Genomic DNA, 18806 nt, shown 5'->3' on the forward strand with positions numbered 1-18806 from the left:
TCAGCCCAGGAGACTCCATGCTGTGTCTGTTCCCTGGTAATGGAACGGGATGGGGCCCTCGACTTTGCCGTTGATGAACTGGTCCACGCCGGGGTCGTTGCTGGCCGACAGATCCTCGGGTGAGCCGTGACCCGCGATACGTTTGGCCGCGATGATGTACACGTAGTCCGCGAGTTTGCGCATCTCGTTGATGTTGTGGGAGACAATCAGGCTGGTCATGCCCAGAGCTTCGTTGGTTTCGCTCATCAGCGTCCGAACCTGCGAAACCGCGATCGGGTCGAGTCCCGTCAGCGGTTCGTCGTACAGCATGAGGGCCGGGTCGAGCACGACGGCCCGGGCAAGCGCCACGCGGCGGGCCATGCCGCCGGAAAGCTCGTGGGGCATCAGTTCCTCGGTTCCGCCCAGGCCCACCGATTTCAGCTTGATCATCACCAGCCGGCGGATCAGGGCTTCCGGCAAATCGGTGTGTTCCCGAATGGGCGTGGCGATGTTCTCGAATACGGTCAGGTCGGTAAAAAGCGCACCATTCTGCAACAGCACTCCGATATTGCGACGAAAGCGGTACAGTTCCTTGTCCGACATGTCGGAGATGCGTTGTCCGTTGACTTCGATCCAGCCTTCATCCGGGCGCAATTGGCCGGAGATCAGCTGCAGCACGGTGGTCTTGCCGGCGCCACTCGGTCCCATGAAGGCCACGATTCGACCGCGGGGGATATCCAGGTCGATACCGTCCAGGATGGTTTTGCGTCCGCGGCGGAATACCAGCCCCCGCACCCGGATGACGGGTGTCGTGGAATCCCCTGCGCTGACCTGCTGGCTGACTTTGGGCATCTTGATTGGACTCTGACCGGGCCCCGAGGTTTCGTTACAGTTGCGCATCCCCGGACGCGCGTCCGCGCATTGTATTACGAAACGGATGGGGAGCGGGTGAACTCCGGCTGAAGAGGGCTCGCAGTAGACCCCGCTGGGACCCAAAGGCTTTCACGCGATGCCGAGTTCCGGTCCGGGCGGGGCTGTGCGGCTGAGGTCCGAATGATTTTCAAGGAGCAAAAAAAAGAGAGGAGGCTTGCGCCTCCTCTCTCGTGTAGAAGTATTGGAACTCCGCTAATGTTGGACTGCAGATCCTCCAAGGCCTTCCCAATTTCAATCCGGCTCCGCTTCACTCTGCCTGTCGGTTCCGGCTCCGAGCCTTCTACGCCCGTCTTTCTTTATCGACGACTCCACCCGAAAGCTTCCTCGTCTATCTCCAGGGATCGCGTCTCCCTTTCGAGTCACCCCAGTGGTACGACCGTTTTCGGCAGAGCCCGGTCGGGGTAACATGCCCAGTACCACCTGGACTTTATCCGCTTTCTGTTGCCCAGTCGCTTTCCGGCGGGTCGGCCTTCCGGCTGTCGGGCTTCTTCGAACGGGAGATACAGACTATGCCTGTGTATGAGGACTGTCAACGGGTAAAAAGTGCAACTTATAATTCATTTCTGATTAGTGTTCTTACAATAAAATTACAAGTCTCTGAATAAAATCAATTCGTGAAATTTCGCTCTGATCCCGGTTTGCGGCGAAGCGAAACAAGTGCTCAAAAATAGTACAGGTATTGCTCAAAAATGAAACAGGCCAGCGGGTCGGAAAGCCCGGCCGGCTTGAGCCGCGGATCGGAAAACTGGGTAGACTCCGGTGCGGATTCCGCACAATGCCGCGTGCCGACGGATGCCGGGCAGGAACAGGCAAGGAGGATGGTGAATGCGATTCAAGCGGTGGCTGAGCGAGCCCCTGGTTCATTTTCTGCTGCTGGGTGGCCTGATCTTCATGGCCTGGGAGTATCTCGGCGACGAGCCTGCCGGCGGAGAAATCGTGGTCAGCCGGGGGCAGCAGGAAAATCTCGTCCAGACCTTCGAGCGCACCTGGAAGAGACCGCCGACCGGGGAGGAATTTCAGGGACTGCTGGATGACTACGTGCGCCAGGAGATCGCCTACCGCGAGGGAACAGCGATGGGACTGGACGAGGACGACATTGTCATTCGCCGGCGGCTGCGGCAGAAACTGGAACTGCTGGCCGCGGATGTCGCCGGTCTGGACGCGCCGACCGAGGAGCAACTGCAGACTTATCTGGAAACGCATCCGGACGATTTCAGGCTCGCTCCGCGGCTGAGTTTTCGCCACGTCTTTTTCAGCCGTGATCAACGGGGCGACGCCACCGAACAGGATGCGCTCACCCTGCTGCAGCGAATCGGCACCGACGGACCGCAGGGCGACTTCGAGAACCAGGGTGATCCCCTGCCTCTTCCGTTCCGGCTCGAAGACGTACGCGAGGGCGAGATCGAGCGCCTGTTCGGCAAGGTGTTCGCGGCGGGCCTGCAGGGAATTCCGGTAGGGCAATGGTCGGGACCGGTCCGGTCGGGCTATGGCATGCATCTCGTGTTCATCGAGGACCGCTCGCAGGGCCGGGTGCCGGCGCTGGATGACATCCGCGAAGCGGTACAGCGCGAATGGTTGTCGGCACGCCGCCGCGATGCAGTCAGCGGGCTCTACGATCGCCTGGCGGCGCAGTACACGATCCGGGTGGAGCCCGTGGACGGTCCGGCCGCGACGGCGCCTTCGGAGGGCGGGGCTGAATCCAGCGACGCGGGCCGTCCGTGAAACGCGGTCTGTGCCTGTTGCTGCTGTTGCTCATGGCAGCCCAGCTCGCGGCTCACGAGGTGCGGCCGGCTTTTCTGCGCATTCAGCAGATCGATACCGGGAGTTACACCCTGATGTGGCGGGTTCCCGCCCAGGGGGAGCGACGGCTGGACATCCAGGTGGACCTGCCGGAACACTGCACGCGGTCCGGCAATCCGGTGGCCTGGGTCGAAGGCGGAATCTTCGTTGAGCGCTGGGCGGCGGACTGCCCCGGTGGCCTGGCCGGGCACCGGGTTGAAATCGCAGGACTGGCGTCCACCGTCATCGACGCACTGGCTCGCTTCGAGCGCGCCGACGGAACCACGCAGATCGCCCGGCTTACGCCGGCCCGGCCGGGATTCGAGGTCACCGATGCCGCATCCGCGGGACAGGTGATCCGCACCTATACGGTGCTCGGCGTGGAGCACATACTGCTCGGCGTCGATCACCTGCTGTTCGTGCTGGCCTTGCTGATGCTGGTGCCCAATACCCGCACTCTGATCTGGACGGTGACCGCGTTCACCGGGGCGCACAGCATTACGCTGGCCGCGGCCACCCTGGGTTGGGTCAAAGCGCCGCAGCAGCCGGTCGAGGCCATCATCGCGCTGAGCATCCTGTTCGTGGCGATGGAAATCGTGCATTGGCGCCAGGGCCGGCCCGGCATTACGCGCCGCTGGCCATGGCTGGTGGCTTTCGTGTTCGGGCTGCTGCATGGTTTCGGGTTCGCCGGCGCCTTGAGCGAAATCGGTCTGCCGGACCACGCGATCCCGCTCGCCCTGCTGTTTTTCAACCTCGGCGTGGAGCTGGGTCAACTGATTTTCATCGCGGGCGTCCTGGTGCTGTGGGCGGGCCTGAAGCGGATACCCTGGCCACACTGGGCCTGGCGGGTCCCGGTCTACGCGATTGGGTCGCTGGCCGCGTTCTGGACCATTGAACGCCTGGCCGGCTTCTGAGGAGGATTCATGGCGACACGGGAAATCCTGCGCATGGGACACCCGGTATTACGCCGGGTCGCGCGTCCGCTCGAAGCGGCTGAACTGGAGCAGGACTGGCTGCGCGAACTGGTCGATGACATGGTCGATACCCTGCACCAGTCCGGCGGCATCGGACTGGCCGCGCCCCAGGTGGGCGTGTCTGTCCGCCTCGCCATCATCGAGATTTCCGGCGGGCCGACGCGCTACGGCGAAATTCCGCCCATGCCGCTCACCGTGTTCGTGAATCCCGAACTCACGGTGTTGAACGACCGGCTCGCCGGTTACTGGGAGGGCTGCCTGTCCGTCCCGGGTCTGCGCGGGTATGTCGAGCGTCCTCAGCAGGTTCGTGTCGCGGCCCGCAATCTGCAGGGCGAAACGTTCGAGCACACCCTGGACGGGTTCCTGGCCACGGTGTTCCAGCATGAGTTCGATCATCTCGATGGCCGCCTGTACGTCGATCGCCTCAAGGACAGCCGTCTGCTGGTCTTCGAAGATCTGTTGGCCGATGGCGGGCCCGGGTTGGAAGAATGATGACGAGCGCGGCACACGCATCCGTGAGACACTGCCGGCCATGACGGCTCCCCGGCAACCCGCATCCGAACACGCCATCGATGCCGGGCTGAAGAGGGAAATCAGCCGGCTGGGGTTCGCGGCGATGTCTTTGAACGGCGTGATTGGCGCCGGCATTTTCGCCCTGCCTGCGGTCGCTGCGCAGGCGGGGCTGCTGTTCAGCCCCTGGCTGTTCCTCATCTGCGGCGCGCTGATCATGACGGTGGTGTTGTCCTTCTCGCGCGCCGCCAGCTTCTTTTCGCATACCGGCGGTCCGCTGGCTTACGTGGGACACGCCTTCGGCCCGTTCGCGGGTTTCCAGATCGGCTGGTTGTTCACGTTTTCGCGGATCACCGCGATGGCGGCCAATGCCAACCTGCTGGTCACCTATGCGGCCTGGTTCTGGGAACCGCTCGGCGACGGCCTGGCTCGCCGGGCCGCGGTGTCGGTTTTCATTGTATTCCTGATGGTCGTCAACATGATCGGGGTCCGGCGCGGTGTGTTGGCGATGTTCGTGTTCACCCTGCTCAAGCTGATCCCGCTCAGCCTGCTGGTACTGCTGGGCCTGTCGCAGATCAATCCGGAAGTCTTTGTTCATCCAGGCGGTCCGGAGATGGACGGCATCGGCGGCACCCTGCTGGTGTTGATGTATGCCTTTGTCGGTTTCGAAAGCGCCGTCGTCCCCGCTGGCGAGGCGCGCGATCCGCGGCGCGACATTCCGCGCGCGCTGGCGCTGAGCGTGATGGGGATCACCTTGCTGTACGTGGTGATCCAGATTGTCACCGTTTCCATACTGCCCGACGCGGCCAGCAGCGAACGGCCGCTGATCGACGTCATGGATCTGCTGATGGGAACGACGGGTGCGGCCCTGATGGCGGCCGGCGCGGTGTTCTCGATCACCGGAAACCTGTCGTCGATGATGCTCTCCGGCCCGCGGATGGTCTTCGCCATGAGCCGGATGGGTTCACTGCCGGCGTGGTTTGGACGCGTGCATTCGCGGTGGGCGACACCCACCAACGCCATCGTGTTCATCGGCGCGACCGGCCTGGCGCTGGCGCTCAGCGGGAGTTTCATCTGGCTGGCGGCGATGAGTACCGTGGTGCGACTGATCGTCTATGCGACCTGCATTCTCGCCCTGCCACGGCTGGAAGCGCGCGCCGATGCCGATGAAGCGCCGTTCCACCTGCCCGGCGGATACCTGATACCGCTCGCCGGCCTCGCCACCAGTTGCTGGCTGGTCTGGCACGCCTCGCTGCGGTCCTGGGTGGTCACGGGCATCTTCTTCGCGCTGGGCGCCGTGTTCTACGTCATGGGCCGGCGGCGCAGGGGGGAAACCAACTAGGCCCGTCATCCGGCCGCCGTGGTGGCGGCCAGTTCCGTCGCGTCAGGGCGTCTCGAATCCGCTGGAATGCACCATCTCCTCGACAGCCGGTTGCCAGGGCGCGATGCAGCTCGGCGAATTGGCGGCGAGCCGGCTTTCGAGCAGGGACTGCACGGTGGGGTGAAATTCCTGCTTGTTGGTGCCGCAACCGGCGCCGGAAGAGCCGCTCACGTGGCAGTAGCTCATCACCGTACCCTTGCCGCCGGCGGGGCAGGAGGGCGGGCCGGTGTAACAGTCGCTCTCCCCGTTGTAGCACTGGTCCACTTCGGGCGAGTAGCAATGCGTGTGCGGTGATCCCAGGTTGTGACCGATTTCGTGGCCGACGTACAGTGCCGTGTTGCCGGGGGTGCGCGACGAGCCGATGGCGTTGAAGCTGTAGCTGCCGACGGTGCGCTGGCCCCACTGCTGTCCTTTGTTGCAGTAGACGTCGATCCAGGCGATGCCGGAAAAACTGCCGGCGCTGATGCCACGACCGCTGAGCATGGCGGCGAAATTTCGTTCCGTGGCGGCCATGTTCACGCGCCAGTACTCGCCGAACTCATCGAGCTGATCGGAACGATTACTCGGCACGGAGTACGGGTCGCTGCCGGTGCGCAGAATGACGTCACCAATCAGCAGGCGGGTCTCGATATCCCGCTCATAGAACACGTTCATCGCCAGGAAGAGGTCGGTAATCCAGTCGGTGGCGGTCGCCGGGTCGTTGCCCTTGCCGGCCATCCACTCGGTATCGGTGTCCACGGCCACCACCGCCTCGAAGCTCAGGGTGGCGCCCTGGGGCGCTTCGCTTCGGCTCGCCGTGGGCGGGTTGAATACGGATTCCTGCACCTCGGGTGTCTGATGGTCCAGCAAGGTGCCGCACTCGTTGGCCCCTTCGGGTTCGGAATCCACCGGGTTCACCTCGATTCCAATGCCGGCGAAGCCGCTGAGTTGCACGCGCGACGAGCCGCGCACGGCGTACCCGGAAATTTCACCGCTCGACGGGTCGATGGCGATGCCAACGCCTTCTTGGGCGGTGCCGGCCAGAAAATAACGCCGGTTGCGCGGATCGATGGTGACGCTCCCCGATGCGGACACCAGGTGTACCACCGCGCCGGGCGCGAAGGGTTCGTAGCGCCGAAGGGGAACCGGTTTTCCGTCACTGGCGAGGTGTGATTCCAGGCCGGTCAGACGCACCACCGTGCCGGGGGCCGCACGCAGCAGGCGAAGGCTTTCCTGGGTTGATAGCGGAATGATGCCGGCTGCAATGCCGCGGTCTTCCCGCTCCGGGGCCAGGGTCAATGGCCCGGCGGGCGGAGTCCGCAACAGTTCGTCCGAATCGGACGGATGCTCGGAAGCGTATACGCCGGCGTATGTGAAAACCGCCAGCAATACGCCGAAGTTGAACCTGGAAATCCCTTTCATTTCAATAACTCCCGGGCCCCAATCCCTGGACCCCTTGCAATCAACTCCGATTGTAACCCAAAAGCGACTGTGGCTGAAATCAGACTATGGAGCAGCCCTCAGCGTTTGACGTACTGATAGCGCTCGGCGAGCCGCTCCAGGCAGGCGTTCAGGCTGCGGCTGATCTGGGTTGTATTGCGGATGCGTTCGATGCAGGGCCAGGACGCCCGCCGACCCGCCTCGATCAGCTCGCGGGCTTCTTCCTCGTTGACGTTGCGCAGTACGCGGCTGACCCGGATATCACCACGGTCGAGGGAAATGGTGATGTCTCCGCTGTAGGTCTGGCGCACGATGGCGTGGGCCTTCTTGATAACCGACCCCAGTCCGGGAACATCGAAGTGCCGGTGAACGAGGTCGAGAATGTGCTCGACCTGCAACATGGGCCCGCGCACCATCACATCCTGCAGGAACGGCACCAGGCCGGTGCGGTCGCTATCGCCATTCATGAAGGGCGCCACGTGTGGATTGGCCTGACTGACGATGTAGTGGTTGACGTTGTGCAGCCGGTTGACCTTTTCCTTGGGTATGTCCTCGTGGACCGAGCCGTCGATCCACCGGCTCTGCGGCATGTAGGCCGTCGACTTGCCGGCATAATTGCGCGCGCGCAACTGCACCGGCGGCAGCAGGCCGGGTATCGCACTGGAGGCCAGTGCGGCCTGGCGTATCAGGGCGTTGGGTGAGGTCAGGTAGTTGAGCAGCCGCGGGAACTGGTGCGATTCCGCGGGAGAAACCGAGATATTCAGAATGCGCCCGGTTTTCTCGTAGGCTTCCAGGAATGTCATGTCGGCGATGTTGCGGTTGATGGCCCGCCGCACCTGCTTCTGATCGAGTATGCCTTCGCCCTTGATGACTTCGCTCCAGCGAAATGTCCTGACCCACTGGTACTTGAGCGCATCCGGCTCCATGGCCTCTGCCAGTTCCTCGTCGGTATGGGTGGCCAGAAAGCCCGCGACGACCGAGCCGGCGCTGGAACCGGTGATCACGGGGGGCAGCAGGCCCTGCTGGTGCAGTTCCTCGATCACGCCGAGGTGGAACAGGCCGTAGGAGGCACCCCCGCTGAGCAGCAGGGCGGACCGGCCGAAACTGCGTGCGGTGCGGTTGAAAAAGCGCCGCTTGCGCGTGGGTGGCAGCGTCTTGACGTCGCTGTCGCAGAGCAGGTCCAACGCGGCGCAGACTTCGTCGAGATAGGCGTTGATGAGGTTCTTGGTTCCGACCCGGGCCCGTTGGTACAGCGCCGGATTGGCCATGTTTCCCAGATTGCCGTGCAGCTCCTCGCGCAGGCGGAAAACGAGCTGGTCGTGATCGCCCTGGCGCCGCAGGCGGCGCAGCAACCTGACCCGTGACCGAATCAGCCGGTAATCGTAATCGGTCGACTCTTCCTCACGGCGCCAGTCGCCGTGCCTGTCCAGCCGGTCCAGGGCTTCGGCCGCTTCGCGCCACTCGTCGTAATCGGTGGCCTGTTCGAGCGCCTGCCGCTGCTGTCGGGATTCGCTGTTCATGTCGGCAATGACATTCGGTAGTCCATTGTCATGTTGTACCATTTCCAGGTGAAGAAGAGTGACGAAAATCAATTGCGAATAGAAGCCGTATCGAACCGATCCTCGCGGGAATCCTTCATCCGCGTGCCGTGGACGGTTCATGCCGGCGATCCGTGCTGGGTTCCGCCGCTGCTCATGGAGCGCCGTGAAGCGCTGTCGCCGAAAAATCCTTTCTTCGAGCACGCTGACTGGCAGGGCTGGACGGCCTGGCGCGGAAACCGGGCCATCGGGCGAATTTCGGCCCAGATCGATCACCTCTACCTGGAGACCCACGATCCGCACACCGGGTTTTTCGGCCTTCTCGAGGCCGTGGACGATGCGGAAGTCTTCGCTGCTCTGTTCGGCGCCGCCGAAACCTGGCTGCGTGAACGCGGCATGCGGCGGTCGCTGGGCCCGTTCAACCTGGGCATCAACCAGGAAGCCGGGCTGCTGGTGGAGGGCTTCGACACACGGCCGCGCATCATGATGCCTTACGGCCGGCCGTACTACGGGCCCGCGGTGGAGGCACTGGGCTACCGGAAAGAACAGGATCTGCTGGCCTACGATGTCGATGACGCCGGGTTCAGCATGCCCGAGGCGATGCGCCGAATGCTGAAGCGGCAATCGGCCGTAATACGGGAGCGACCTTTCGAGCGCCGGCACCGTACCCGGGACCTGGGCATCATGCGGGACATATTCAACGACGCCTGGGCCGGCAACTGGGGGTTCGTCCCCTTCACCGAAGCGGAGTTCCAGGCGGTGGGAAAGGAACTGCTGATGATCCTTCCCGATACCTTCATTCGAATCGCGGAAGTCGACGGCGAGCCGGCGGCGTTTCTCGTTATGCTCCCGGATGTCAACGAGGCCATTGCGGATCTCGACGGCCGCCTGCTTCCGTTCGGCTGGCTGAAACTGTTATGGCGGCTGAAGGTCCGATTTCCGTCCACGGTCCGGATCGCGTTGATGGGTGTGCGGCAGAAATACCAGTTCACGCGGCTGGGCCCGGCACTCGCCATCCTGACCATGGACGCGGCGGTCGGACCGGCGCGCCGGCGCGGTGTCCAGCAGGCTGAAATGTCGTGGATACTGGAAAGCAACCAGGGCATGCGCAACATCATCGAGCGGATTGGCGGGCGGGTGACCCGCCGCTACCGCATGTACGGGCGGGACCTGGAGTGAATTCATGAGCTACGCGGCCGTGGTGCTGGCCGGAGAGCGGCCCGGCGGCAGTGACTTCGCCCGCGCGCTCGGTCTGCCCGCGGGCGTGCTGGCGACGGTCGCCGGCAAGCCGGCATTGCAGCGAGTCATCGAGGCCCTGGCTGAGGTGGATGAAATCACCGGCGGGGTGGTTTGCGGTCCGGGCGCGGAGGTCTGGTCGGCGCGGCCCGATCTCGCCCGGCGGGCTTCGGATGCGGGATTCGAGTGGATGCCGCCGGAAGCCGGGCCCAGCGCCAGCGCGCTCGCCGGCGTTCGCCGGGTCGATTCCTGGCCGGTCCTGGTCACCGCGGGCGATCATGCGCTGCTGACGCCTTCCATCGTCGAGGACTTTTGCCGGCAGGCCCTGCGCCGCGCTACCGTGGCCGGCGCCGACGTGGTGGCCGGGCTGGCGCCGTTCGCGGCGGTGCGCGAGGCCTTTCCGGATACCCGCCGCACGGTTCACAATTATCGCGACGGCGCCTGGTGCGGCACCAACCTGTTCGCGGTGCTCACCCCGCAGGGGCTGGGTGCCCTGCGGTTCTGGCAGTCCGTCGAAGCCTGGCGCAAACGGCCGTGGAAAATTGCCGCTGCGCTCGGTACCGGCTTTCTGCTGCGTTACCTGCTGCGAAGGCTCACCCTGGATGAGGCGCTCCAGCGCCTCTCCACTGTCTGCGGCTGTCGCGTCGCACACGTGGTGGTAAGCCAGCCGAGGGCGGCGGTGGATGTCGATTCCCTGGCCGACCTGGAGCTCGCCGAGGAGGTCCTGCGCGGTTCCGCGTGACTGCACCGCCCCGGGTTTACGCTTCCTTAACCCCGTTCCGGTAGAATGCGGCGCGTTGATGCCGCGATCGAACGTCGCGACGCAGTGTGAATAAAGGGTCGTTCCATGAAAGCCATCATTCTGTGTGCGGGTCAGGGCCGCCGCCTGCTGCCGCTGACCGAAAGCATTCCTAAATGCTGCCTGCAACTGGGTGACCGGACCATGTTGCAGGTTCAGGTCGATGCCCTGTGCCGCGCCGGAATCGACGAGATCGTCGTGGTGACCGGTTTCGGCCATCACGTGGTCGACGACATTATCGGCCGAATCGACAGCCCGGTACCTCTGCGCACACTCTACAATCCGTTCTACGCCCTGTCGGACAATCTGGGCACCTGCTGGGTCGCCCGTGCCGAGATGACCGGGTCCTTTCTGCTGCTCAACGGCGATACCCTGTTCGAACCGGCGGTCATGCGCCGCCTGATCGACGGAGCGGGTTCTTTTCCCGTGACTCTGGCCGCCGACCGAAAAGCGGCTTACGACGACGACGACATGAAAATTCACGCCGACGGCGACCGGTTGCTGCAGGTGGGCAAGAAACTGCCATCCGCCATCGTCAATGGCGAGTCCATCGGCATGATGGTGTTCACCGGGGCCGGAGGGAAGGCCTTCGTGCGACGGGTTGAGCAGTTGATGGGTGGGCCGGACGGACTGGCCCGCTGGTACCTGTCAGCGATCGATGATCTGGCGCGCGACGGGCTGGTCGGAATCGCGTCGATTCACGGGCTGGGCTGGTGCGAGGTCGATGACATGGATGACCTGGCGCACGCCGAGCACGCAGTTCGAATCTGGTCCGGCCGGGCCGACGAATCTGCTGGTGATCTGGCCGGGACCGAGCCTCCGCCGCCGGCGGAAAACTGACCCGGCCGGTACGGCCGTCCGCCGCGTTCCGCTGCGCTCAGTCGTCGGGATCGCGGATGTCAATTCGAACCCCGGTCCCGCCGATGGCGTGCAGGCGATCGGTCGCCGGATCGTATTCGATGTGGGTGCTGTGCAGCACACTGTCGCCCTGGGTCACCCGCGCCTGTCCGTCCAGTGCCACCCGATTCTGTTCGAAGTCGTACACGATGTGATCGGCCGCTGCCGATACCGCGGTCGCCTCCGGTACATCGGCTCCCGTCTGCCGCAGGCGGGCCGGGTTGCCTTTCATTACCACCGTTCGGGGGGCTTCCAGCGTGCCGGTCACGGTTGCGCGATCAGCCTGCAACAGCCACTCTCCAACCTGCATTTCAAATTGCCCGCGGAAGTGGATCGTCTCCGGAACCGTGTCCTCCCAGGCGGAATCGGCCCGCAGCAGCACCATGTCGCCACTGCCGATGGAGGAAAATTCCTGGGCCGGGGACAGCGGGGAAGCCAGGGCCAGTACGAGGGCGAAGACCCCCGTTCGGGCCGGGAGTCCGCGATCGGTGAAGCAGGTCGTCCGGTTGTGCCGGGGTGCGTAATTGCGCATGCTTTCAGGCCGGTGGGCGCCCCGAATTGGCGTTGGCGTGGTACCGGATCATACCAGCATGATTGTTGATCGTTACATGATGCGCGAGGTTGGCCTGCCGTTCGCGGCCGTGGCCGGCGTGCTCGTGGTCATCTTCGCGAGCTACAGTCTCACGCGGCACCTGGTCGATGCGAATGCCGGCCTGTTGCTGCCCGGCGAAGTGTTTCGACTCACGGCCCTGCGTGCGCTGATCTCGCTCGAAGTGCTGCTGCCGCTCAGCTTCTTCCTCGCCGTGATGATTGGCATGGGCCGCCTTTACAGTGATTCGGAGATTTACGCGATGCGTGGTGGCGGCATCAGCGAACGGCGGCTGATGCGTCCGGTGATGATGCTCGCCCTGCTGCTGGCGGTCGTGACCGCCGGCCTGTCCCTGGCGGGGCGGCCGTGGGCTTATTCGACGGCCTATCAGTTGCGCGCCGAGGCCAGCGCGGCGGCGGAGATCGACCGCATCCGTGAAGCCCGGTTCTACCGGTTCGGGGAAACCGGCCGCACGGTGTTCATCGAGCACATGAACGCCGGCGGCAATACGGTGAACGGAATCTTCGTGCGCCACCGTGACGGCGACGATATCGAAGTGATCACCGCGGTGAACGGCCAACTGGAACAATTTGCCCGGCCCGACCATCATCGGCTGGTGCTGTTCGACGCCCAGGTGTTCAAGCGGGTGGCCGGGGCTCCGGACCTGGTGGCCCGGTTCGGTTCGTTTTCACTGTGGTTGCCCGTGGGGGAGCCGGAACCGGTGGGGCATCACGCCAAGGCCAGCCCGAGCATGTCGCTGGAGTCATCGTCCGACCCCACGGATCGGGCCGAATGGCAGTGGCGTCTGTCGACGCCCGTGTCCGCGCTGCTGCTCGCCCTGCTGGCGATTCCCCTCAGCCGCGGGCGGCCGCGGCAGGGCCGGTTCGGCCGCATCATCGTCGCCCTGGGGTTATACGCGGTCTACTTCAACCTGCTCGATGTCAGCCGTACCTGGGTTGAACAGGGCAGCGTGCGCACGATCTGGTGGGCGCCCGGCGTGTTGTTCGTGGTGACGCTCGGTCTCTACCTGCCCTGGGCGCGCTGGTTCGGGCGAATGCGAAACCGCCGCGGGGCCACCGCATGATCACGCTGTTCGACCGCTATCTCATGCGCCGCTTCCTGGTCGGCACGCTGCCGGTTCTGTTGCTGCTCCTGATACTGTTCAGTTTCCTGGCGCTGGCCGATGAACTGGAAGATGTCGGGCAGGGCAGTTTCACCTTGTTCGATGCGTTCCGGGTGGTCCTGTACACGGCTCCCCGCCGTATCGTCGACCTGATGCCGGTGACACTGCTTCTGGGCGGATTGATCGGGCTCGGCGCGATGGCCAACCACCAGGAACTGATCGCGGCACGGGCCGCCGGCATGTCCCGTCACCGGATCGGCCGCCCGGTGCTGATCCTCGCGATGGGTGTGGGCCTGGTGGTCGTGACCGCGCAAGCTTTCCTGATTCCGCTGGCCGAGCGCGAAGCCGGGGATATCCGCGCCCGCAAGCTGGCCGACGCCTCCCTTTCCGCCGAGCGGCGCACGGGGTTCTGGACGCGCAGCGAAAATCGAATCGTACGGGTCAACGAGGTTCGGTATGGTCAGTTGCTCACCGATCTCGAGGTGTACGTGCTGGATGACGAAGGGCGGCTGCTCGAACTGGTACGGGCCGAACGGGCCACGGTACGCGATCCCGATGACTGGCGGCTGGACAGCGTGACGGTTACCCGCATGGGTGACTGGGCAGCCGAGGAAGAACACCGGGAGAGCCTGGACTGGCCGGGTCTGCTCAGCCGCGAACAGGCGGGGATCCTGGTGCGCCCGCTGGAGACCCTGGCCCCGCACGAACTGGTGCGGTTGATCGGAATCCAGCGCGCCAACGGCCTCAACGACCAGGCGCATCGAGTGACACTGTGGCAGCAACTGAGCATTCCCGTGGCGCTGATCGGCATGGCGCTCCTGTCGCTGCCGTTGCTGCTGGGTTCGGTGCGGATGGTTTCGGCGGGAAGCCGGGTGGTGATCGGCGGTTTCGTCGGCATCGCATTTTACCTGGTGCAGCAGTTGACAGGCCATCTGGCAGGCCTGTTTTCGTTGAATCCGCCGTTGCTGATCATGACGCCGGCGGTCGTACTGCTCATCGTGGCCGTGTACACGCAGTTTCTGGAGCGGCCGCGGCCGCGCAGGCGCAGACGCCGGGCCCGCTGAGCCGGCTGTCAGGTCATGGACACCCATTGGTGGGAGTCGGTGCGCGTGAATCCGTCTGCGGCCGGGTCGAGCGACTTCAACTGCATCGACAGCCGCAGTTCGCCGTCGGCGGGCTCGAAGTCGATGACCCGGTACGAGGCATCGTGAATGCTGGAGGCCGAGGCGGTGACGAAGACCGGCGTATTCCCGCATTGCTGCTGGAGGTTGCGGTGCAGGTGACCGCAGACAGTGAAGGCAGGCCGGAACGTCTTTATCCGGCGGGACACGGCCTTGTTGTCGCGCAGTGCCTTGCGCCATCTGGTGATGCCGGGAACGGGCGGGTGGTGGACAGCAAGAGCCGTTGGCAGATTCGATTCGGCAGCCTGCTGCCAGGCCGCGTCCAGGCGCCGGCGCTGGGCGCCACCCAAAGCGCCGCGAGCGGAGAATATCGGGGTCACGCAGGCCGAGGAGGCTCCGATCAACCGGAGCCCGCCGATGTCGCGCACCAGGGGATAGCCGGAACGCGCCCGATTGTGTTCGGCTGGCAACCATGGCGCCCAGTGGCGGCGCAGTGCAGGCCAGGAGTCGCGGGCATACACATCGTGGTTGCCGGGCACCAGGAACACGTCCTCAGGCGCTGCGAGTGCTGCCAGCCAGGCGGCTGCCTCACGGATTTCCGAATCCAGTCCGATCTGTACCAGGTCTCCGGTGATCAACAGCAGGTCGGGCCGTTCGGCGCGAACCGCTTCGGCCAGCCGGTCGAGTACATCGCGGCGGTGGATGTGCCGCCGCCGGCGCCGCCAGGACAGAAAGCTGGTCCAGCGCTTGCCGACCAGTTTGCGCGCCCCGATACCGTCGAGGGAGCTCAAGTGAAGGTCGGTGAGATGAATAAGTCGGGTCACAGCCTGCCGATCGCGCCGTTATCCGGACTGTCGCCCGGGGTGGATTGGTATAATTTCGGGCGGCGCCTTGCAGTCGGGATCGCCCGGAGCCGGTATCGGCACCCCGCGCCACCGGCCGCCTGACCGCCCTGCGGGGCCGTCGGGGTCCCGCCCTCGAAGCGAGCGAACTATAGCATGACGAAAAGCGGGACGAATGAGGCCGAACGCGGTGATGGCGATGGAAACCCGGTTCCTGTCGCCGTGCCGGGCACCCGGCCGGGAGCGGACCGGGCCCGGACCTGTGTGCTGGTGCTCGATGAGTCGCCGGTAAGCCTGTGGGGGTTGGGGGCGGCGGAACGCCTGAAGCGCCAATTGCGCGCCCTGGACCCCTCTTTGCTCTGGATCGATTCCGTGGAGTCGCTGCCTGCGCAGGCCCGCGTCCTGCTGCTGAACGGCGGTTACCTGTTCGATGCTCGGGCGCTGGCTGGTCTGCTGGCCCGCGACGGGGTCGTGCTCATCGATCCACGTGACGGCCGCAGTGTCGCCGCCTGCGTGGGGCCGGGTGAGGTGGTCCGGGCCGCGGCCGCGGTCGGCGGCGAGTCGCAGGAGCCCCCCGCTGGCCTGCAACGTCTCGCGCCCGATGACCTCGACGTGTTCGACGAAGCGCTGCGCAGCGCGCGTGCACCCCTGTTGGAGCCGGTGTCGCCGGAGCGTGCCCGGGAACTGGAAAACCTGCTGTACGGCAATGCCTACCGGGGCATCACCGACCTCGTCACCAAGTTTGTCTGGCCGCGGCCGGCGCGGGCCGTGGTGCACCTGTGCGCTCGCTGGCGTGCGACGCCCAACCATGTCACGACCTGGGGGTTCGTGCTGGTGCTGGCAGCCTGTTGGCTGTTCTGGAACGGTCACTATTTCGCAGGGCTGGCAGCCGGTTGGCTGATGACGTTTCTCGATACGGTCGATGGCAAGTTGGCGCGGGTCACCGTGCAGTCCAGCCAGTTCGGCCATCTGTTCGATCACGCCATCGACCTGATTCACCCGCCGTTCTGGTACGTGTTCTGGGGCCTTTCGTTGGCGCCGCCCGTGGCGATTGCAGTTTGGGGGGTGAACCTGGAATTCGCCGCCCTGTGCTGGATTCTGGTCGCAGCCTACGTCGGCGGGCGTATTGTCGAGGGCCTGTTTCCGCTGCTCGGGGATTGCAGCGTGTTCACCTGGCGGCCGTTCGACGCGTGGTTCCGGCTGGTGACGGCGCGGCGCAATCCCTGCCTGATCCTGCTGACCGGTTCCGCGCTTGCCGGCCACCCTGAATGGGGGTTCAAGGCGGTCGTTGTGTGGTCGGTTCTGACCACGGGCGTATTGATCATTCGTCTGCTGCAGGGTCTGGCCGCCCGATTGTCCGGTGGCCCGCTGACTTCGTGGCTCAGCGAGGACGGCGCGGCTTCGGGCCCGCACGCGACCACTTTCCGGGTGTTCGCCGGAACCCGGAGCGCCTATGGCGGATGACGCGCTCGCAGGCCTGGTCCGGTCCCGCATGGAGCGGATTCTCGCGGTACCGGACGAACGGCGGGACGCGCTGCTGGCGCGCCTGCTGGAACGGCATGGCGCGGGTATCGCCGCGGTGCTGGTGTACGGCAGCTACCTGCGCGGCAAGCGCGATACCCTGCTCGATTTTTACGTTCTGATGGACGGTTACGGCACCCTGCGGCCAGTCTGGCAGGCCGGTCTCGCCTGGCTGTTGTCGCCCAACGTCTACCAGGTCGCGGCGGGCAGCCCGCCGGACGAGGCGCGGGCCAAGTACGCGCTGTTGACCCTGGGCCGGTTCGAACGCGCGATGCGGCGGGACTTTCATCCCTATTTCTGGGCGCGTTTCGCCCAGCCCTGCGGTCTGGTGTACTGCCGCGACGACGCAACCCGTGAACGTGTGACGCGGGCCCTGGCTACCGCCGGGCGGCACTTCGTCCGCCGCGTGGTCCCGCGGCTGCCGGCTGTTTTCACGCCCCGCGAACTGGCGCTGACCGGCCTTGGCCTGACTTATGGGTGCGAACTGCGCAGCGAGGGGCCCGGGCGCGCCGCGGGACTGTATCAGCATGACGAGGCGTGGTACGGGAGTTTGACCGCGGCCCTGTCCGGCACCGGCCTCGGCTACGGCGCGGCGGACCGGGAAAATCACTATCGCAATCACAGCGGAGAAGGTCGCCGCCGGCTCTCGTGGGTGGGCTGGCAGGTCTGCCGGATCCTCGGCAAGTTCAAGTCGGCCTTACGGCTGTTGAAGGCGGCTCTGACATTCGACGGCGGTTTAGACTACATCCTGTGGAAGATCGCGCGGCATTCGGGTCATTACATCGAACCCACCGAACGCCAGCGCCGTCACCCCCTGCTGTTCGGCTGGCCCCTGCTGTGGCGCCTGTACCGGCGCGGCGCCTTCCGTTGAATCTCCGCCGGCGGGTCATACGGTGAGTGGACGCATCCTGAAAAACCTGGGCCGCGTGTTGCGCGGCCGCGGTCTGGCCGGTGTGTTTTCGGTCATCGCCACCGGACTGATGGCCAACGCGCTGCCGGTGGAACAGTTCGGCCTGGTGGTGCTGCTGCACACCTACATCATGGTCATCAAGGGTTTCCTGAACTTTCGGACCTACGAGGCCATCGTGCGTTACGGCATTCCGCTGCAGGAGCGCGGCGACGAGGCCGGATTGATGAGCCTGCTGCGTGCGACCTTCACCGTGGACGTCGCGGCCAGTCTGCTGGCGACGGCGGTCGCGGTGGCCGCCGTACCGCTGGCGGCCGGAATGCTGCAGTGGGATGCGCCATTGTCCTCGTGGGCGCTGATCTATTCCCTGGCCCTGCTCACCACCCCGGGCAATACCGGCGGTGGCGTACTGCGCCTGTATGACCGTTTCGATGCCCTGGGGACGCAGTACGCGGTGGGCCCGGCCGTGCGCGTGGTGCTGGTCGCCTGGGGCTGGTTCACCGGCGCCGGCATGGGCTGGTTCGTGCTGGCCTGGGGTGTGGCGTTCTGTGCTGGCAACGGGTACATGATCGTGCGCGGCTTCGTCGAATTGCGGCGCCGGGCCCGGACTTCGCCGTGGCGGGGTTGCGGCTGGCGTGACGTCGCGGGGCGCGACGGCGAATTCTGGCGGTTCATCGGTGTCGTGTACTGGCAAACGAACATCGACCTGCTGCCCAAGCATTTGTCCACCTTGCTGGCTGGCAGCCTGCTGGGGCCGGCGGCCGCCGGACTTTTCCGCCTGGCGCGCGAGATCTCCACGGTGCTGGCACAGCCGGCGGTGCTGTTGCGCGAGGTCCTGTTTCCGGACCTGACCCGGGCCTGGCACAACGACCGCGCCGCGTTCCATCGGCTGCCATGGCGTGCCGCGGCCATCGCCACCTTCGCGGGGCTGGCTCTGCTGGTGTTGGCCGCCCTGATCGGCCGGCCCGTGCTGGGCATGGTGGGCGCGGATTACGTGCCCGCTTATCCCCTCCTGCTGTTGCTGCTGCTGGCGGGTTGCTTCGAGTTGACCAGCGCTCCGCTGCGGGCGGCGGTATACGCGATGGGACGGGCGTCGGCCCTGTTGCGCATCCACGTGGTCGGCATTGCCGGCTACCTGGGACTGTTCGTCGTGTTCACCGCGTGGCTGGGCCTGATCGGGCCCGGGCTGGCCGCGGTGGGGGGGTCGGTGCTGACCCTGGCGCTCACCGTCCCGTTGTTGCGCCGGGGAGGGTGAGCG

Annotated in this window: 17 protein-coding genes; 12 read left to right on the forward strand and 5 right to left on the reverse strand. The window is 65.3% G+C overall.

The window, feature by feature from the left end; genetic code table 11:
• Nucleotides 1–831, reverse strand: a complete 831-nt coding sequence (locus tag V3330_RS05780) for an ABC transporter ATP-binding protein (protein ID WP_354694442.1) — start codon at nucleotides 829–831, stop codon at nucleotides 1–3.
• Between the two features lie 906 nt (nucleotides 832–1737).
• Between V3330_RS05780 and V3330_RS05785 the strand changes: the two genes are divergently transcribed.
• The 4 genes from V3330_RS05785 to V3330_RS05800 are packed head-to-tail and all read left to right on the forward strand — an operon-like array spanning nucleotide 1738 to nucleotide 5517.
• Entirely contained in the window at nucleotides 1738–2634 is an 897-nt protein-coding gene (locus tag V3330_RS05785; protein WP_354694443.1) for a peptidyl-prolyl cis-trans isomerase, read from the forward strand.
• Nucleotides 2631–3605: a HupE/UreJ family protein gene (locus V3330_RS05790; RefSeq protein ID WP_354694444.1), complete on the forward strand. Its 975-nt coding sequence runs from the start codon at nucleotides 2631–2633 to the stop codon at nucleotides 3603–3605. The genes V3330_RS05785 and V3330_RS05790 overlap by 4 nt, the downstream gene beginning before the upstream one ends.
• 9 nt (nucleotides 3606–3614) lie before the next feature.
• Nucleotides 3615–4157 carry a peptide deformylase gene (gene def, locus V3330_RS05795; RefSeq protein WP_354694445.1) on the forward strand — a complete coding sequence of 181 codons (543 nt, stop codon included), beginning with the start codon at nucleotides 3615–3617 and terminating at the stop codon, nucleotides 4155–4157.
• A gap of 40 nt (nucleotides 4158–4197) precedes the next feature.
• Nucleotides 4198–5517 carry an APC family permease gene (locus tag V3330_RS05800; RefSeq protein ID WP_354694446.1) on the forward strand — a complete coding sequence of 440 codons (1320 nt, stop codon included), beginning with the start codon at nucleotides 4198–4200 and terminating at the stop codon, nucleotides 5515–5517.
• A 42-nt stretch (nucleotides 5518–5559) separates the two neighbouring features.
• Here V3330_RS05800 and V3330_RS05805 read toward each other — a convergent pair whose 3' ends face one another.
• Together V3330_RS05805 and V3330_RS05810 are read right to left on the reverse strand one after the other, a co-directional pair.
• The gene (locus V3330_RS05805; RefSeq protein ID WP_354694447.1) at nucleotides 5560–6957 is read right to left on the reverse strand and encodes a M12 family metallo-peptidase; all 1398 of its coding nucleotides are present in this window, start codon (nucleotides 6955–6957) and stop codon (nucleotides 5560–5562) included.
• 98 nt (nucleotides 6958–7055) lie between these two features.
• Nucleotides 7056–8495: a DUF3336 domain-containing protein gene (locus tag V3330_RS05810; protein WP_354694448.1), complete on the reverse strand. Its 1440-nt coding sequence runs from the start codon at nucleotides 8493–8495 to the stop codon at nucleotides 7056–7058.
• A 30-nt stretch (nucleotides 8496–8525) separates the two neighbouring features.
• Here V3330_RS05810 and V3330_RS05815 point away from each other — a divergent pair, with 30 nt between their 5' ends.
• The 3 genes from V3330_RS05815 to V3330_RS05825 all read left to right on the forward strand — a co-directional run bounded on the left by V3330_RS05815 (nucleotide 8526) and on the right by V3330_RS05825 (nucleotide 11388).
• Entirely contained in the window at nucleotides 8526–9692 is a 1167-nt protein-coding gene (locus tag V3330_RS05815) for a GNAT family N-acetyltransferase (protein ID WP_354694449.1), read from the forward strand.
• A gap of 4 nt (nucleotides 9693–9696) precedes the next feature.
• A complete protein-coding gene (locus V3330_RS05820; RefSeq protein WP_354694450.1) occupies nucleotides 9697–10491 on the forward strand; it encodes a nucleotidyltransferase family protein in 795 nt (264 codons plus the stop codon).
• A 105-nt stretch (nucleotides 10492–10596) separates the two neighbouring features.
• Nucleotides 10597–11388, forward strand: coding sequence for a phosphocholine cytidylyltransferase family protein (locus V3330_RS05825; protein ID WP_354694451.1), 792 nt, complete (start codon nucleotides 10597–10599; stop codon nucleotides 11386–11388).
• 37 nt (nucleotides 11389–11425) lie between these two features.
• Here the strand turns inward: V3330_RS05825 and V3330_RS05830 are convergent, their stop codons facing one another.
• Nucleotides 11426–11977: an LptA/OstA family protein gene (locus V3330_RS05830; RefSeq protein WP_354694452.1), complete on the reverse strand. Its 552-nt coding sequence runs from the start codon at nucleotides 11975–11977 to the stop codon at nucleotides 11426–11428.
• A 58-nt stretch (nucleotides 11978–12035) separates the two neighbouring features.
• Here V3330_RS05830 and lptF point away from each other — a divergent pair, with 58 nt between their 5' ends.
• Together lptF and lptG are read left to right on the forward strand one after the other, a co-directional pair.
• The gene (gene lptF / locus V3330_RS05835) at nucleotides 12036–13118 is read left to right on the forward strand and encodes an LPS export ABC transporter permease LptF (RefSeq protein ID WP_354694453.1); all 1083 of its coding nucleotides are present in this window, start codon (nucleotides 12036–12038) and stop codon (nucleotides 13116–13118) included.
• Entirely contained in the window at nucleotides 13115–14221 is a 1107-nt protein-coding gene (gene lptG, locus V3330_RS05840; protein ID WP_354694454.1) for an LPS export ABC transporter permease LptG, read from the forward strand. The genes lptF and lptG overlap by 4 nt, the downstream gene beginning before the upstream one ends.
• Before the next feature lie 8 nt (nucleotides 14222–14229).
• Here lptG and V3330_RS05845 read toward each other — a convergent pair whose 3' ends face one another.
• On the reverse strand, nucleotides 14230–15102 hold the full coding sequence (locus V3330_RS05845) for a metallophosphoesterase family protein (protein ID WP_354694455.1): 873 nt from the start codon (nucleotides 15100–15102) through the stop codon (nucleotides 14230–14232).
• Nucleotides 15103–15276: 174 nt separating this feature from the next.
• On the opposite strand from V3330_RS05845, the gene V3330_RS05850 reads away from it, so the two are divergent.
• From V3330_RS05850 to V3330_RS05860, 3 genes are read left to right on the forward strand one after another with little or no spacing between them, the layout of a single operon-like run.
• A complete protein-coding gene (locus V3330_RS05850; RefSeq protein WP_354694456.1) occupies nucleotides 15277–16584 on the forward strand; it encodes a CDP-alcohol phosphatidyltransferase family protein in 1308 nt (435 codons plus the stop codon).
• Nucleotides 16574–17512, forward strand: a complete 939-nt coding sequence (locus V3330_RS05855) for a hypothetical protein (RefSeq protein WP_354694457.1) — start codon at nucleotides 16574–16576, stop codon at nucleotides 17510–17512. The genes V3330_RS05850 and V3330_RS05855 overlap by 11 nt, the downstream gene beginning before the upstream one ends.
• Before the next feature lie 22 nt (nucleotides 17513–17534).
• Complete coding sequence (locus V3330_RS05860) at nucleotides 17535–18803, forward strand: lipopolysaccharide biosynthesis protein (protein ID WP_354694458.1); 1269 nt, start codon at nucleotides 17535–17537, stop codon at nucleotides 18801–18803.
• Nucleotides 18804–18806 lie beyond the last annotated feature (3 nt).

This window comes from Elongatibacter sediminis, assembly GCF_037892215.1.
Classification (GTDB): Bacteria; Pseudomonadota; Gammaproteobacteria; order Xanthomonadales; family SZUA-36; genus Elongatibacter; species Elongatibacter sediminis.